The 14,486-nt window shown below is 41.2% G+C and carries 16 protein-coding genes; 13 read left to right on the top strand and 3 right to left on the bottom strand.

Translation table 11 applies throughout. The features are described 5' to 3' along the window. Positions 1 to 2,328 carry a transglycosylase domain-containing protein gene (locus P2W71_RS04905; protein ID WP_276367827.1) on the bottom strand — a complete coding sequence of 776 codons (2,328 nt, stop codon included), beginning with the start codon at positions 2,326 to 2,328 and terminating at the stop codon, positions 1 to 3. Beyond that, positions 2,279 to 4,873, bottom strand: a complete 2,595-nt coding sequence (locus tag P2W71_RS04900) for a tetratricopeptide repeat protein (RefSeq protein WP_276367826.1) — start codon at positions 4,871 to 4,873, stop codon at positions 2,279 to 2,281. The genes P2W71_RS04905 and P2W71_RS04900 overlap by 50 nt, the downstream gene beginning before the upstream one ends. 95 nt (positions 4,874 to 4,968) lie before the next feature. Between P2W71_RS04900 and P2W71_RS04895 the strand changes: the two genes are divergently transcribed. The 12 genes from P2W71_RS04895 to P2W71_RS04840 all read left to right on the top strand — a co-directional run bounded on the left by P2W71_RS04895 (position 4,969) and on the right by P2W71_RS04840 (position 13,383). After that, the gene (locus tag P2W71_RS04895; RefSeq protein ID WP_276367823.1) at positions 4,969 to 5,832 is read left to right on the top strand and encodes a M23 family metallopeptidase; all 864 of its coding nucleotides are present in this window, start codon (positions 4,969 to 4,971) and stop codon (positions 5,830 to 5,832) included. A gap of 11 nt (positions 5,833 to 5,843) precedes the next feature. After that, on the top strand, positions 5,844 to 6,275 hold the full coding sequence (locus tag P2W71_RS04890; RefSeq protein WP_276367820.1) for a polymer-forming cytoskeletal protein: 432 nt from the start codon (positions 5,844 to 5,846) through the stop codon (positions 6,273 to 6,275). Next, positions 6,229 to 6,465, top strand: a complete 237-nt coding sequence (locus P2W71_RS04885) for an AtpZ/AtpI family protein (RefSeq protein WP_276367817.1) — start codon at positions 6,229 to 6,231, stop codon at positions 6,463 to 6,465. Before P2W71_RS04890 ends, P2W71_RS04885 begins: the two co-directional genes overlap by 47 nt. Beyond that, a complete protein-coding gene (locus tag P2W71_RS04880; protein WP_276367814.1) occupies positions 6,462 to 6,836 on the top strand; it encodes a hypothetical protein in 375 nt (124 codons plus the stop codon). Before P2W71_RS04885 ends, P2W71_RS04880 begins: the two co-directional genes overlap by 4 nt. A gap of 91 nt (positions 6,837 to 6,927) precedes the next feature. Next, positions 6,928 to 7,959 carry a F0F1 ATP synthase subunit A gene (gene atpB, locus P2W71_RS04875; protein ID WP_276367811.1) on the top strand — a complete coding sequence of 344 codons (1,032 nt, stop codon included), beginning with the start codon at positions 6,928 to 6,930 and terminating at the stop codon, positions 7,957 to 7,959. 65 nt (positions 7,960 to 8,024) lie between these two features. Further along, a complete protein-coding gene (gene atpE, locus P2W71_RS04870; protein ID WP_276367808.1) occupies positions 8,025 to 8,273 on the top strand; it encodes an ATP synthase F0 subunit C in 249 nt (82 codons plus the stop codon). 78 nt (positions 8,274 to 8,351) lie between these two features. Then, positions 8,352 to 8,846: a F0F1 ATP synthase subunit B gene (gene atpF, locus P2W71_RS04865; protein ID WP_276367805.1), complete on the top strand. Its 495-nt coding sequence runs from the start codon at positions 8,352 to 8,354 to the stop codon at positions 8,844 to 8,846. A gap of 3 nt (positions 8,847 to 8,849) precedes the next feature. Further along, positions 8,850 to 9,407, top strand: a complete 558-nt coding sequence (gene atpH, locus P2W71_RS04860; RefSeq protein ID WP_276367802.1) for an ATP synthase F1 subunit delta — start codon at positions 8,850 to 8,852, stop codon at positions 9,405 to 9,407. A gap of 15 nt (positions 9,408 to 9,422) precedes the next feature. Further along, positions 9,423 to 11,000, top strand: coding sequence for a F0F1 ATP synthase subunit alpha (atpA, locus tag P2W71_RS04855; protein ID WP_276367797.1), 1,578 nt, complete (start codon positions 9,423 to 9,425; stop codon positions 10,998 to 11,000). Positions 11,001 to 11,005: 5 nt separating this feature from the next. After that, positions 11,006 to 11,887, top strand: a complete 882-nt coding sequence (atpG, locus tag P2W71_RS04850; RefSeq protein ID WP_276367793.1) for an ATP synthase F1 subunit gamma — start codon at positions 11,006 to 11,008, stop codon at positions 11,885 to 11,887. Between the two features lie 51 nt (positions 11,888 to 11,938). After that, on the top strand, positions 11,939 to 12,757 hold the full coding sequence (locus P2W71_RS04845; protein WP_276367789.1) for a hypothetical protein: 819 nt from the start codon (positions 11,939 to 11,941) through the stop codon (positions 12,755 to 12,757). Beyond that, on the top strand, positions 12,757 to 13,383 hold the full coding sequence (locus tag P2W71_RS04840; RefSeq protein WP_276367786.1) for a class I SAM-dependent methyltransferase: 627 nt from the start codon (positions 12,757 to 12,759) through the stop codon (positions 13,381 to 13,383). The genes P2W71_RS04845 and P2W71_RS04840 overlap by 1 nt, the downstream gene beginning before the upstream one ends. A 38-nt stretch (positions 13,384 to 13,421) precedes the next feature. Here P2W71_RS04840 and P2W71_RS04835 read toward each other — a convergent pair whose 3' ends face one another. Further along, on the bottom strand, positions 13,422 to 13,799 hold the full coding sequence (locus tag P2W71_RS04835) for a helix-turn-helix transcriptional regulator (RefSeq protein ID WP_276367782.1): 378 nt from the start codon (positions 13,797 to 13,799) through the stop codon (positions 13,422 to 13,424). 121 nt (positions 13,800 to 13,920) lie between these two features. On the opposite strand from P2W71_RS04835, the gene P2W71_RS04830 reads away from it, so the two are divergent. Further along, the gene (locus P2W71_RS04830) at positions 13,921 to 14,373 is read left to right on the top strand and encodes a hypothetical protein (RefSeq protein ID WP_276367778.1); all 453 of its coding nucleotides are present in this window, start codon (positions 13,921 to 13,923) and stop codon (positions 14,371 to 14,373) included. Positions 14,374 to 14,486 lie beyond the last annotated feature (113 nt).

Below are 14,486 nucleotides of genomic sequence, written 5' to 3'. Positions count from 1 at the left end.
TTAAAGATTTGGATCCCAGGTTTCCGTTTGGTCATTTGGAGCATCTTGAGGTGTGTCGTATGCTCTGCAGTCCATAGTCATATCAAGACCAGTCGAAGGCCGTCTGAATTGTCCTTTTTTATAGTCCAACGTTGCGTCACCGTACACCTTGAGCATATAGCTGGCCCATATCGGTCTCGCCATTTTGCCACCTTGTCCCAAAGACCACTCGCGATAATGGATGCTGCGTTCGTCTCCCCCTACCCAAGCCCCCGAAACGAGGTCACGTGTAACACCCATGTACCACGCATCCGATGCATTGTTTGTTGTTCCTGTTTTTCCCCCAATTTCGTTATCCTTTTTTAGGTCATAAGGAAGCGCAATGGATGTTCCTCCGGCTTCCTCGACGCCGCCCATCAGCATGTACACCATTTTGAATGCTGTTTGTTCATTGATTGCCTGACGCGTTTTTGGAACAAAATTTTCAATTACGTTTCCGTTTTTGTCTTCAATCCTTGAAATGTAAAATGGCTGCGTATGAATTCCCAAATTAACAAACGTGCTATAAGCTCCCACAATCTCATAAAGTGATACGTCGCTCACACCGAGACAAAGTGAAGGCACGGCATCCAGATGACTTTTAATTCCTACACGTTTTGCAAAATCAACGACATTCTCGGCTCCAACACGTTGCAGTACTTGCGCTGTTATGGAATTTTTAGATTGCGCAAGCGCCTGACGTAAATTCAGCCACTCTCCGGTTCCACGGTCACCTTCGGCATTCGGCGGTGTCCACGTTCCTCCGGGTACATTGAACGTAGGAGAAACATCTTGAAGCTTCAAACAAGGGTTATACCCTGCTTCCATGGCAGTGCCGTATACGAAAGGTTTAAATGCTGAACCCGGCTGCCGCGTACCGAGCCGAACGTGATCGTATTTGAAATATTTATGGTTGACTCCACCAACCCATGCTTTGATTGCCCCGGTTTGTGAATCCATTGACATAAAACCTGCGTGAAGGAAGCGTTTATAATAATTTAACGAATCCATGGAACTGAATAAAGTATCGCGTTCACCTTTCCACGTAAAAATCGTCATCGGTTTTTTGATGTTCAGCATGATCTTAACGGAGTCGCTATCCTTTCCGTATTTTTTTATCAGCAAGCGGTATGCATCGGTTTGTTTTATTCTGGAGTCGAGGTATCCCTTCAATTCATTCCCTTCATCATCGATCCATGGATTTTTGTTTCTCCAGTGAGCATCGAAGATTTTTTGCTGAGCTTTCATGTTTTCGTCCACCGCTTCTTCGGCATACCGTTGCATTCGGCTATCAATTGTAGTATAAATTTTTAATCCTGACTCTTCCAGGTCATAGCCGTGCTCTTTACACCAGGCCATTAAATCATTTTTGATGATGGTCCGGAAATAGGGAGCGAGACCCTGGTTATGGTTTTGAATGGAATACCGCAGTTCAATAGGTAGAAGTTTAAGAGATTCATACTCCGCACGGGTTTTAATATAGCCATGCTTAAAGAGTTTATACAGCACTTCATTTCTTTTCGAAAGCGCGTTATTGGGGTTCCGCTTTGGATTGTAAAAAGAAGGCGCCTGCAGCATGCCGACAAGCACAGCCGATTCCTGAAGATTTAAACTATCGGGTTGTTTGTTAAAATAGGTTTCTGCGGCAACCTTGATACCATACGCATTGCTGCTGAAATCGCTGGTATTAAGATACATGGTAATGATCTCTTCCTTGGTAAAATTCCTTTCAAGATGGATGGCAATGATCCATTCTTTGGTCTTTTGAATGATGCGGCTGGGAAGTTTTCCTAACTTCGCTAAACTTCCCTGCAACTCCGGATTTTGGGTGTAAAGGTTTTTAGCCAACTGTTGGGTTATTGTACTGCCACCACCTGAAGAAGATGAGTTGAAAGTAAGAACACCGTAGAGAACTCTTAAGTATGCCTGAAAATCTAACCCTGAGTGATCATAAAATCGGTGATCTTCTGAATACAAGAGGGTGTTAACAAGATCTGGCGAGAGCTGATCGTAGGTTACCTGGCTTCGGTTATATCGGAAATAACGGCCGAGAGAAACACCATCGGCGGAGACCAACTCAGAGGACAAATCATTTTCGGGATTCTCGATCGCTTTGAGACTAGGCATTCCTCCAAAAAGCCCAAAAACATCAAAGCGTACCGAATAGACATATAACGGAATGCCTACTATAAGGCACAAGAGAAGAATCCAAATTGCTTTTACCAGTGTTTTAAACCACGAGCCTTTCAGCAACAGGATTTTATTGAATTTCTGCAGGGTAGTTCTTTTCGAAGAATTTGAGGTACTCATCCAGGCCTTTTGTTCTATAAAATATATCGAAATTGTCTTTAGTAATTACAAAATTATGGAATTTATGGTTTCGGAATTCGGTAAGGGTACTGAGCTTTTCGTTGAATGTCTTTATGTAATCAAGTGCGGTAGTTATACCCGGCAAATCTGCAACCAATGTTAACGTGTACATATCATTTAACACCAAATTGCTTGTCTTAAGTTTAAGATCTTTGAAATTATCTTCATTGAATTTTGACAATGCTGTTGATGCCGCCAGACTCATGTTCTCTTCTGTCTTATAGACAATCAAAAAATAATGTGGTTCCTCCAACGATCGAATGTATTGGATGCCTTTGTTGAGTTCCTGATTCTTTTGAAAATTTTGAGAAGTCTCTAGTAACTTCTTCGCGTAGGCTCCCAATTCATCATCGTTATGCGCGTTAATAAACTCAGTGAGCAGGTATTGATATTTATTTATATCCTCCGTTTCACCAGCAATAAGAATTTTTAAAAGATCCAGGGATGGTGTAAAACTATTCTCTCCGATGGCATACGCTTCTTCAATTGTCTGAAGGCTGGAGTCGTACGCTTCAGCTTCAAATTCCTCATAAGCTTTTTTATACAAGGTCTTTTGCCGTTCTACCGCCTGGCTCGATTCTTTCAGAAAATCTGGGTTGAGGAGAATTTTTGTGAAAGTGGAGTTAGGGTGTTCGGCTTTCAGGCGTGAGGCGTATACTTCTGACTTCGCCGCATCGGTTTCTTTAAAGAACAGGTATAGCTTATACAATATTTCGGGTTCGTATTCAGTTTCCGGAAATCGGTCGAGGAGTTTATTGTAAGTAATCACGGCATTATCTTTTTCCAATAATTTGAAGTAATAGATATCTCCAAGATTATAGTAGGCATCTTCAATTTGCTTGAGGGCCGCTTTCTTTTGTTCTTCCGTCCGAGGAATCTGTTTATCGATACGTTCATACTCGGCAGCAACAGGATCGACCGGTGCTGCTGCCTCTTCTGCTGCCACCGCTTGAGCTTCTGCTGGTGCATCCGCGGCATTCTGATTTGCCGGTTGGTTTGCCGTTGAACGCAACGATCGGCGCCAATTATCTTCTAACGGAATATTTCCCCATATGCGTTTGAATTCGGATTGCCCAAGACTCATAGCAGAAAGATTTCCAAAATACCAGTCAGTGGTTTCTTCATTACCGTCGTCACCACCGGTATCGAAAACACTATTGGCGTTGGATGTAATATCAATTCTATTGGAACGTCTTCTCTTTTTCTTACCCTCTTTTGCGTCGGCCAGGGCCTTTTTGGCTTGAAAAGCAGAATCAATTTTTGTCCGAATGGTTATTGAATCCAAGCCAGCCAGCACCAGCAGACTATCCTGCCATTTAATGGTATTCAGGTTTTTTACAAATTCATCCAGAATTTCCTGACGTGCTTTGATCTCAGCATACCCCTCGTAATCCGTTGGCAATGAAGTTATCGCGCTGTCATAATACGCCTGAGAAAGCTCGTATTTTCGAAGTGTGTCATAGTAGATTTCACCGAGTCTTAAATAAGCTTCGCCATCAATTCTCCTGTTTGTTCCTTCGCGAATGGATTTGTTGAAATTAGCAATAGCTTCATCCAGATTCTTTTGTTTAAGTTCAAAAACACCCATTTCATAAAAAATCTTGTCTTTGAATTCCTTGTTCTTATTGTCTTTTAACAGTTTCCTAAAAGACTTACGTGCTGCATTCACGCTTTTGCTTCGCGAAATTTCAGTCACCTGCGCGAGGTATAATCGGGCATAAAAATCGACTTCATATTCCGGATTCGTCGCTATACATTTCTTATAGAAATTGAACGCCTCCGCTTCGAAACCCAACTTTTGATAAACCTGACCAATGATAAAATATATTCGCCCTGGCTTGTCTTTTTTCTTCAGCATTGGCGCCACTTCAGTGAGGTTTCTCACCATGCGGTCATAATCCTCCTGTTCCTGATAGAAGTAAGCCTTTTCGATGAGCAGATTCTTTCTGTTCGTTTTTGTCAACTCTTCCTTCTCAACAAAATCGATGGCGGCCTGCGCGTTATTAAATTCCTGGTGTTCGGTGAAAGTACGCACGAGTTGAATAATCGCTTTATGCCGGGCATCTGGATCCTTGCTTTTGGAGTTCACCCATTTTAAAGTTTGAACGGCGTTACCCCAGTCCATACTATAGAGTCGAGCCTTCGCTACGAGTATATAACAATCGTCTACCCATTTGCTATTCGGATGTCGTTGAATGGCAATCGATGCCATTTTTATAGCTTCCTGGATTTCCTTGTCATAACTTTTTGCTAAAGCTGTATCGAGCTCGGGGTATAACCTCAGGATCCTATTATAGTCGTCTATTAAACTTTCCCAGAGTGTATTCTCTACTTTCCTAACCTCTTCCTTTGCATAGTAATAACCGTTGTAATGCGCAGTGGCATTATGGTAGGCTTTACTGGTCCAGGTATTTCTTTCGGATGAACATGCTCCTATTGTGAAAAGCCCGAGAAGAAAGTATACGTATTTAAAAAGTCCTTTCAAGCTGAAATGGATTGTGTTGTCATAAACGCAAAAAACCTACATTCCATATTTTAATACCATGGAATCTCTAATTTTGTACAAAAAAGAGGAATAATTTGAAACCCAAAAAGACATTATCAAACTGGCTCACCACGAGGTATCAACTTATTATTCGTAATGAAGAGAACTTCGCTGAAAAGACCAGCATGGGTTTTACCTACTCGAAAGTTATCCTTTTTTCGGTTATTCTGTTCACCGGACTCTTTGTACTGAGTCTTTTCATGTCTAAAACGATTTTGGCGAAATGGTTTGATCCCAAACATGAGCAGATGGTATTGAACCAACAGTTGTTTGAACTTGCGCTGAAAGTTGACTCCCTTGGTGTAGAGGTGGATCGGAAAGACCGGTTCATAGCAAACTTCCAACGGGTATTAAGTGGAGATACGATCAACTTTAAAGATCCGGCAAATAGTATACGCGGAGAAGGTCAGCCTTTAACCAAACCTGCAAATCTCAAACCTGCACCAACCGATTCGGCATTTCGGAAAGATTTTGAAAAATCGGATCTCTCATTAATCTCACTTACGAATTCAAAATACAGAGAACTGCAGGAAACTTTTTTTTACTCACCCATCACTGGATTTGTTTCCGATCAATATGATGTCAAAAAAGGACACATGGGTGTTGATGTTGTAGCGAAAGCCAATGAACCCATAAAATGCATCGCCGACGGCACAGTTGTTTTTTCGTCGTGGACCCAGGATTCTGGTTATGTAATTGTTGTGCAGCATCGGGGCAATCTCCTATCAACCTATAAGCACAATGCCCAACTCTTAAAAAAAGTTGGTACTTTTGTTAACGGTGGAGAAATCATCGCTATTGTTGGCAATAGTGGGGAACTGACTAACGGGCCTCACTTACATTTTGAATTGTGGTACAATGGTAATTCATTGAACCCGGAAGAATTTGTCACTTTTTAAACTTTAACAACATGCTAACATCGAAAGAACAAAAACGCGCTGCCGATGAAATCAGTACCTCCAGCAACACGATCGGCAAAGGAACCTATCTTGAAGGAAATATCGAAACTCACGGTAACATCCGTATTGAAGGCAAAATAAACGGCAACATCAAATCTAAATCTAAGGTCGCGTTAGGGAATGGATCTCAGGTTCAGGGCAATATTCTGGCGCAGAATGCGGATATCGAAGGCGAGGTAAAAGGTAAAATTGAGATTACTGAGTTATTGGTGTTAAAAGCCACTGCCGTCATTAACGGTGATATTCTTACCGGCAAAATGGTGGTTGAGCCTGGCGCTGTTTTTAATGGTACTTGTAAAATGGGCGCTGTTATAAAAGATATAAAACTCGGAGACAATGGGCTTCCAAGATCCATCCCCCAACAAGAAGTTAAAAACATATAACAGCTATTTAAAATACAGCAGTTTAGCATTCCAACTATTGGCAGCGATCGGGGTATTGGGATGGCTTGGGTATAAGCTTGACCAGTATCTACAAATTAAATTTCCGGCTTTCATGCTGCTTTTTGGACTCATTGCATTCGGTGGCATGATGTATCAGGTATACAGATCTATAAACAAGGATAATTCTTGATACGTTTTTTTTTGAGTCTGTCATTGGTTGCGGCATTGCTCGTAATTGTCGCCTGGATCGTGGTTGAAAAGCAATGGATAGAGGCCTTGCCTTCATTTTTTTTTGAGAGTCTGATTTTTTTATTGTTTGGAACAGGGATACTGTTTGTTTACCTCTACAAGTTCGATAAGCCCGACTATTTTGTTCAGCTCTATCTCCTTAGCATGGCTTTAAAGTTGATTGCTTATGGGGCTTATAATTTTTTTGTAATTGTTGAAGATGAAAAAGGCGCGACCCTGAATGTGTCCTGGTTTATGCTGGTGTATTTCTTTTTTTCAGCTTTGGAGATCGCTTTTTTGTATCAAAAAATTACCAACCGATCGGGGAAGTAAAGTCAGGGCAAATTTTTTTTAAAACATTTTTTTCTGGAGCATTAATTGATACCTTTGCGCTCGGATTTAAAAACCTTGAAATTAGCCCTGAATGAGCCAATTCTTGAGTATTCTTAGAAAAAATTTCATCGCCTTTTTTGCATTTTTCCTGATGATACCTGTAGTGGGTTTTTCAGCGCAGGACGAGCATGCTGATAGCGAAGAACCGTTTAATGCCAGCCAGGTAATTCTCCACCACGTGATGGACGATCACATTTGGCATTTATGGGATCATGGTGGCACTATTTATTTGCCAGTTATTGTCTATTCCTCGGAACGCGGCCTCGATGTTTTCTCATCCCGAAACTTCTACGATGAGCATCATAATGTGGTTGAATACAACGGCTACGTTCTGGATCACAACCATATTTACCTCGCCGATTCTCACAAAGCAGTTTTGGATCTTTCCATTACAAAGAATGTTGCCATGTTGTTTATCAACGCGGCATTATTGCTGCTGATTTTTCTGGCAGTGGCAAAAGGTTATCAGAAAAACAAGGGTAAAGCACCTACGGGTATTCAATCCTTCTTTGAACCAATCATCATTTTTGTTCGTGACGAAATTGTAAAACCAAACATTGGGCATCATTACGAAAAGTTTTTACCGTATATGCTTACGTTGTTCTTTTTTATTCTTTTTGGAAATCTATTGGGCTTATTACCAGGCGCTGGAAACCTTACCGGAAATATTGCAGTTACGCTCACGCTTGCGGCCTTGACTTTTATCATTACCAATTTTAATGGAAATAAGGCGTATTGGGGTCATATTTTCTGGACGCCAGGCGTGCCACTTCCGCTTCGATTAATTATTCTTCCGGTTGAGCTGGTGGGCATTTTTACGAAGCCGATTTCCCTAACGATTCGTCTATTTGTTGCCATTACTGCGGGTCACATTGTATTGCTAAGTTTGATTTGCCTTGCTTTTATATTTAAAAGCGTTTGGGTTGGGGCAGGATCAACCGTGATGGTTTTATTTATTAGCTTGATCGAATTGCTGGTTGCAGGTATCCAGGCATATGTATTTGTATTGTTCTCCTCTCTGTACATCGGTATGGCTATGGCTGAACATGACGACCATCATTAAACAGAATTAAAGATATCCATCCGTCAGCTGGCGGGTGGTTTGTTTCACTTAACTAATTTATAATTATGCTTTTTGCTATTTTATTAGACATCAGCTATGCGGTAATGGGCGCTGGCATTGGTGCTGGTCTGGCTGCGATAGGCGCTGGAATCGGTATCGGCCGCATTGGTGGCTCTGCAATGGAAGGTATGGCTCGTCAACCTGAAGCTTCTGGTAAGATTCAAGGTGCAATGCTTATCATTGCTGCTCTTATTGAGGTTGCTGCACTCTTTGCGCTTGTAATTTGCTTGTTGATTTCTCAGCGCGCAGTGTAAAAAAATTAAGAAACTTGCCTTAGGTAATGGACCGGGCAAGTTTCTTTTTATGTGAAACTACACCAGATATTATAAAATATGGAACTTCTTACACCTGGCACAGGACTCATTATTTGGCAACTTATTGTCTTTGTCCTTTTGTTTTTTCTGCTTGCTAAGCTCGCGTGGAAACCTATTATAAACTCATTAAAGGAGAGAGAAAAATCAATTCAGGAGGCGTTGGATACAGCTGAGAAAGCACGGATGGAAATGTCCAGGCTGAAAGCTGACAACGAGAACTTGTTGAAACAAGCCCGCGAAGAACGTGAAAAGATTTTACGCGATGCGCGTGAAGCGTCCAACCGAATTAAGGATGAAGCACAAGCCGACGCTAAGAAAGCTGCTGATCGTATCATCGAAGAAGCGCGTGCCGCAATCATAGCGGAAAAATCAAATGCATTGAAAGAAGTTAAGGCACTTGTGGCGAACCTTTCTTTGGAGATTGCTGAGAAAATTTTGCAAAGAAATCTGGCCGACGATAAAGCACAAAAAAGTCTTGCACAGGAATACATCAAAGATTTAAAACTGAACTAAGCAATGGCAGACATTAAGGCAGTTTCGCGTTATGTCAAATCACTGCTTAACCTTGCAGTTGAAAAGGGAGCTCTTGAGCAAGTGCACCAGGATATGCTAGCCTTTGATAAGGTCTTATCAGAGAACCGTGCGCTCATAACTACGTTGAGAAGCCCCATCATCAAACATTATAAAAAGAAGAATATTTTAGAAGCATTATTTCGCGGTCGATTTAATGAGCTGACTTTATCTTTCTTTCGCATCATCACCGAAAAAAACCGCGAAGGATTGCTACCGCAGATTGCAAAAGAGTTCCATCATGCTTATAATGAACATCAGGGGATCGGAAGAGCTTCTGTTGTTACCGCTGTTCCAATCGACAATGAATTGCGCGAGCAAATTCTTGCGGTGGCTAAAAAAGTGGTTGGAAAAACGAAGGTCGAATTGAAGGAAGAAGTAGATCCTTCAATCATTGGCGGATTTATTTTAAATGCTGGCAGCCAACAAATCGACTCTTCGATTAAACATAAACTGAGAATACTCCAGTTAAATTTCAGTAATAACAGACAACTTAATAAGTAATAATATTCATAGAATATGGCAGAGATAAGACCAGAAGAAGTATCAGCTATTTTAATTGAACAACTAGCTGGAGCAAAGACCCAAGCGGATTTGGAGGAGGTTGGAACCGTATTAACGGTTGGAGATGGTGTTGCCCGTATTTATGGATTAACCAAAGCACAGGCAGGTGAGTATCTGGAGTTTGAGAACGGACTGAAAGGGATGGTTCTCAATCTTGAAGAAGATAATGTGGGTGCGGTATTGATGGGAGATACCAAAGGAATTCACGAAGGTGACACTGTGCGCAGAACAGGAAACATTGCTTCAATCAAAGTAGGCGATGGAATGATTGGTCGCGTAATCAATACATTGGGTGAGCCTATTGATGGAAAAGGTCCGCTGCAAGGAGAATTGTATGAAATGCCACTGGAGCGCAAAGCTCCTGGGGTAATTTACCGACAACCAGTAAATGAACCGTTGCAAACAGGTATCAAAGCAATTGACGCGATGATTCCTATCGGTCGAGGTCAACGGGAGTTGATCATTGGCGATCGGCAGACCGGTAAGACGGCCGTAGCGATTGATACCATTATCAACCAAAAAGAATTTTATGAACGTGGTCAGCCCGTGTTTTGTATCTACGTGGCTATTGGACAGAAAGCGTCTACAGTAGCAGGTGTTGCAGCTGAATTGGAGAAAAGCGGCGCAATGAAATATACAGTGGTTGTAGCTGCTAACGCTTCTGATCCTGCACCGCTTCAGTATTTTGCCCCGTTCACAGGAGCCGCTATCGGCGAGTTTGTTAGAGATACCGGCCGGCCAGCGCTTGTTATTTATGATGACTTGTCCAAACAAGCTGTTGCTTACAGGGAGGTTTGTCTTTTGTTGCGTAGACCTCCGGGCCGTGAAGCTTATCCTGGAGATATTTTCTACTTACACTCAAGATTATTAGAGCGTGCAGCGAAAATTATCAATAATGATGAGATCGCAAGAGGCATGAATGACCTTCCTGCTTCCATCAAGCATTTGGTAAAGGGTGGAGGTTCATTAACGGCGCTTCCTATTATTGAAACACAGGCAGGTGACGTTTCTGCGTATATCCCTACCAATGTGATTTCAATTACGGATGGACAGATATTCCTTGAATCGAATTTGTTTAACTCGGGTATTCGCCCTGCTATTAACGTTGGTATTTCTGTATCGCGTGTGGGCGGGTCTGCGCAGATAAAATCCATGAAAAAGGTAGCCGGTACGTTGAAACTGGATCAGGCACAGTTTCGAGAACTGGAGGCCTTTGCAAAATTTGGTTCAGACTTGGATGCGGCCACAAAACTTACCATCGATCGCGGAAGAAAAAATCAGGAAATTCTAAAACAACCTCAATTTGCACCTGTACCGGTTGAGGATCAGGTTGCAATTATTCTGGCATCAACGCGCGGCTTCCTGGATAAAGTGCCGGTAGAAAAAGTAAAAGAATTTGAAAGCGATTTCTTACTAATTCTGAAAGCCCAACACCGTAAAGTGTTAGACAATTTCAGAGCAGGTAAAATGGAAGACGCAGATGTAGATTTGATTAAAAAAATTGCTCAGGAAGTTGCTGGTAATTTAGCTTAAGACAAATGGCAAGCTTAAAAGAAGTTAAAAGTAGGATTACCTCTGTTATCTCGACGCAGCAGATCACTAAAGCCATGCGCATGGTGGCTGCTTCTAAGCTTCGAAGATCACAGGAGAAAATGCAGCAGATCAGGCCGTATGCCAGGAAGCTAAACACCATTGTATCAAACCTTACAGCATCTATCGGTTCTGATAATGATAACGACTGGTATGCTACAAAGCGAACTGAGAACAAGATCCTTGTAGTTGTTATAACTTCAGACCGTGGATTGTGCGGAGCTTTTAACAGTACTGTTTTAAAAGCTGCTGTGAAGCTTGTTCAAGAGAAGTATCCTACCCAATTCAACAAGGGAAATGTGACCATCCTTCCGTTTGGAAAACGATCGATGGAATATTTTAGTAAACGGAAATATGTTTGTCAGGATTCCTATTGGGGAATTTTTGGCCAGATGACTTTTGAAAACGTATCAAAGGCCGGCAACTACATTATTGACACCTTTAAACAAGGTGGATTTGATAAAGTTGAAATTGTTTATAATGAATTTAAGAACGTTGCAACCCAGGTGTTGAAGATAGATCAGTTTTTACCACTGGCTGTTGAAGCTTCTTCTGTGTCTAACGCGCCTGATTACATTTTTGAACCGAATGCAGAAGAACTGTTGGCGGGGTTGATCCCTCAGCTTCTGAATGTTCAATTATACCGCTCGGTCCTTGAGTCTAATGCTGCGGAACATGCTGCAAGAATGACGGCCATGGATAAAGCTTCTGAAAACGCCGGTGAGTTATTGAAGGAACTCAAACTTCTATACAACCGCTCTCGCCAGGCTGCCATTACAAAGGAGATTCTTGAAATTGTCGGCGGTGCGGAAGCACTTAAGTCGGCTTAAACTTTTAAGTCATAAATTTGAAGTCTTCCGAGCGATTGGAAGACTTTTTTTATGCACAAACTGACTCGGTTATATCAGTTAATAAATATTCTCAGCCTTGATATTGTAGCAGGTGCGGTTATCAGTGCATTGTTCTTTGCAAAAATATTTGACGTCAATGTTAGGGTGTATGGTTTGATTGCGCTAGGTCTCACTGTATGGATCATTTACACCGTCGACCATTTAAGAGATGCAAAAAAGATAAGGCACCCGGCTTCCACGAAAAGACATCGCTTTCATCAACGCAATTTCACGGCTTTGATTTTCTTTTTATGCTTGGCAATGGTGATAGACGCCATCACCATCTTCTTCATCAGACAGCAAGTGCTTCAATTGGGATTGATATTACTTATTGGTGTTATCATATACCTCGTTGTACAGCGGTCACTTCGCTTTTTAAAAGAATTTGTAATCGCTGGGCTGTATACATGCGGTATTCTTATTCTGTCTCTAAGCCTTACATCAATAGAAGTCAGCGGACCTCACTATTTTCACATTCTTCAGTTTGGATTGATAGCTTGGATAAATTTAGTTTTGTTTTCATGGTTCGATCAGCACTACGATCAAAAAGACGAACAGAACTCATTTGTCACAGTGGCTGGTGATCGCATTACAGGTTTTTTTCTTTACGGATTGTGCATTTTCAATTATTTGCTTGCGGTAATTCATAGTATGTTATGGGGGTTCAATATCCCTGTTATCATATTATTGATGATGAATACTGTACTGTTTCTCATTTTTTTCTTCAGGGAATTTCTGGCGCAAAACGATTTGTATCGATTAATAGGTGACGCTGTCTTTCTTTTACCGATCATTTTTCTAATCCAGTGATGAACACCTTTGACAAGGTTGCGCCCTTTTATGACCGACTCTCAAGAATTGTTTTCGGATCGAGCATTCACAATGCCCAAATATATTATCTGACAAAGGTACCACGGGAAGCTAAAGTGTTGATGGTAGGGGGAGGTACCGGACGGCTCCTTTCCGAATTGATGATAACCAAGCCTGAATGTCAGGTATGGTATATCGACGCCTCTCACAAAATGATAGAACTTGCAAAAAGGAAAACAAAAAAATTCGGCAATCGAATAACATTTATCCATGGCACAGAAAATTCCATACCTCAGGATATAATATTCGATTCCGTAATCACTCCCTTTTACCTTGATTTGTTTTCTCAGGAGAACTGTGCACAGGCAATTCATAAAATCCAACGTTCCCTCAACGCCCAGGGTATTTGGATTGCCACCGATTTTGTAAATACAACCTGGTGGCACAGCGTAATGCTCTTCCTCATGTATTGGTTTTTTAAATTCACATGCTCAATAGAGACTATGACGCTGCCCAATTGGGAAAGACTCATGAGTGAAAATGGATTTCTTGAAGTGGAATTCCAGACTTTTTACGGGGGATTTATTAAAACCGTTCGATTCAGAAGTAAATTCTCAAGAACATAAAAAATATTTCATCATCTGTTGCCGCCCACAATTTTTAATTACTGCAACATCATAGTGTCTTTGCCTAATTGGTGAACCAACTCGGCTTTTTCTTCCATAAGTTTAATAATTTTACGCAGGTAATCGATTTCCTTACGCGAAAGATCCAGTTGTTTTTGATAGTCGGAGGTTTCGGATTTTAAAAGTTTAATCTTTTCGTCCGTTCTTTCGTTAGGATCAGCTACATAGTACTGGAAGAAGTTGTGATTAAGAACTTGCGAGATTTTTAGTAATAATCCTGTATCAAGATGCCGTTTCTTGAAAATGCGGTAGACATTTTGACGAACAGTCCCTAATTCATCCGCAAAGTCAGTAAGTTTCATTTGACGTTGGTCAAATACTTCTTTAATCTTTTGTCCAATTTCTACGGTGGCCATAATAAACGGTAATTATGGTTATGAAGATAGTTAAAATAAAGTTTACGTTTTGGGGCTTTTTGACCCCTAAAATGTCACCAATATTTTTACAAATTGTGGTTAGATATTAAATTACATGTTCATGACCTCCTTAAATGTCCATTCAAATGTTGAAAGCATGATAAAACCTTTTTATAAGGATGAATATGCTACCCTCGAACTGGATGACTCAATCCCGTGTATTAAGCTTACCCTCAATGGCATTCCGCGTTATAGTGAGCACTATCAATTTGTACAGCAAAAACGATTAGAATTGATTCGGCAGGAAATCGGTAATTATCCAAAGTTACATATGCTTACGGATAGTCGAGCCGCGGGCCCCGTTTTGGACGAAGATATCCACTACTTTAAAAATCAGGTTTTGCCGCAGATGGAGAAAATCGGCATTCGTTACCTGGCCGTGGTCATGCCTAGCAATAAATTTACACTCCTGTCCATTATTGAAATGGAAGAAGGTGCCGCGACTATGAAAGTTCGAAATTTCGATTCGATTCGCGAAGCCAGGTCCTGGTTGCGAAAAATGACCAACTTATAACATTACCGTCTGTTTTTGAACCTTAACATTTGATCGAAGCTTTGCCTGGTTGACACGGTTTTGTAACACTTCACTCATTTTAAATAATCTTTAAACGTATTTTGTCCCTTGTT

Source organism: Chryseolinea sp. H1M3-3, from assembly GCF_029360725.1.
In the GTDB taxonomy this organism is placed as follows: Bacteria; Bacteroidota; Bacteroidia; order Cytophagales; family Cyclobacteriaceae; genus Chryseolinea.
The sequence above is the reverse complement of the archived record's forward strand: the minus strand, read 5'-3'. Positions and strand labels throughout refer to the sequence as shown.

Coding starts and splice junctions, on each gene's coding strand:
- P2W71_RS04905 (WP_276367827.1), bottom strand. CDS start 2,328: ATGAGTACCTCAAATTCTTCGAAAAGAACTACCCTGCAGAAATTCAAT.
- P2W71_RS04890 (WP_276367820.1), top strand. CDS start 5,844: ATGCTAACATCGAAAGAACAAAAACGCGCTGCCGATGAAATCAGTACC.
- P2W71_RS04885 (WP_276367817.1), top strand. CDS start 6,229: ATGGGCTTCCAAGATCCATCCCCCAACAAGAAGTTAAAAACATATAAC.
- atpB (WP_276367811.1), top strand. CDS start 6,928: ATGAGCCAATTCTTGAGTATTCTTAGAAAAAATTTCATCGCCTTTTTT.
- atpE (WP_276367808.1), top strand. CDS start 8,025: ATGCTTTTTGCTATTTTATTAGACATCAGCTATGCGGTAATGGGCGCT.
- atpF (WP_276367805.1), top strand. CDS start 8,352: ATGGAACTTCTTACACCTGGCACAGGACTCATTATTTGGCAACTTATT.
- atpH (WP_276367802.1), top strand. CDS start 8,850: ATGGCAGACATTAAGGCAGTTTCGCGTTATGTCAAATCACTGCTTAAC.
- atpA (WP_276367797.1), top strand. CDS start 9,423: ATGGCAGAGATAAGACCAGAAGAAGTATCAGCTATTTTAATTGAACAA.
- atpG (WP_276367793.1), top strand. CDS start 11,006: ATGGCAAGCTTAAAAGAAGTTAAAAGTAGGATTACCTCTGTTATCTCG.
- P2W71_RS04845 (WP_276367789.1), top strand. CDS start 11,939: ATGCACAAACTGACTCGGTTATATCAGTTAATAAATATTCTCAGCCTT.
- P2W71_RS04840 (WP_276367786.1), top strand. CDS start 12,757: ATGAACACCTTTGACAAGGTTGCGCCCTTTTATGACCGACTCTCAAGA.
- P2W71_RS04835 (WP_276367782.1), bottom strand. CDS start 13,799: ATGGCCACCGTAGAAATTGGACAAAAGATTAAAGAAGTATTTGACCAA.
- P2W71_RS04830 (WP_276367778.1), top strand. CDS start 13,921: ATGACCTCCTTAAATGTCCATTCAAATGTTGAAAGCATGATAAAACCT.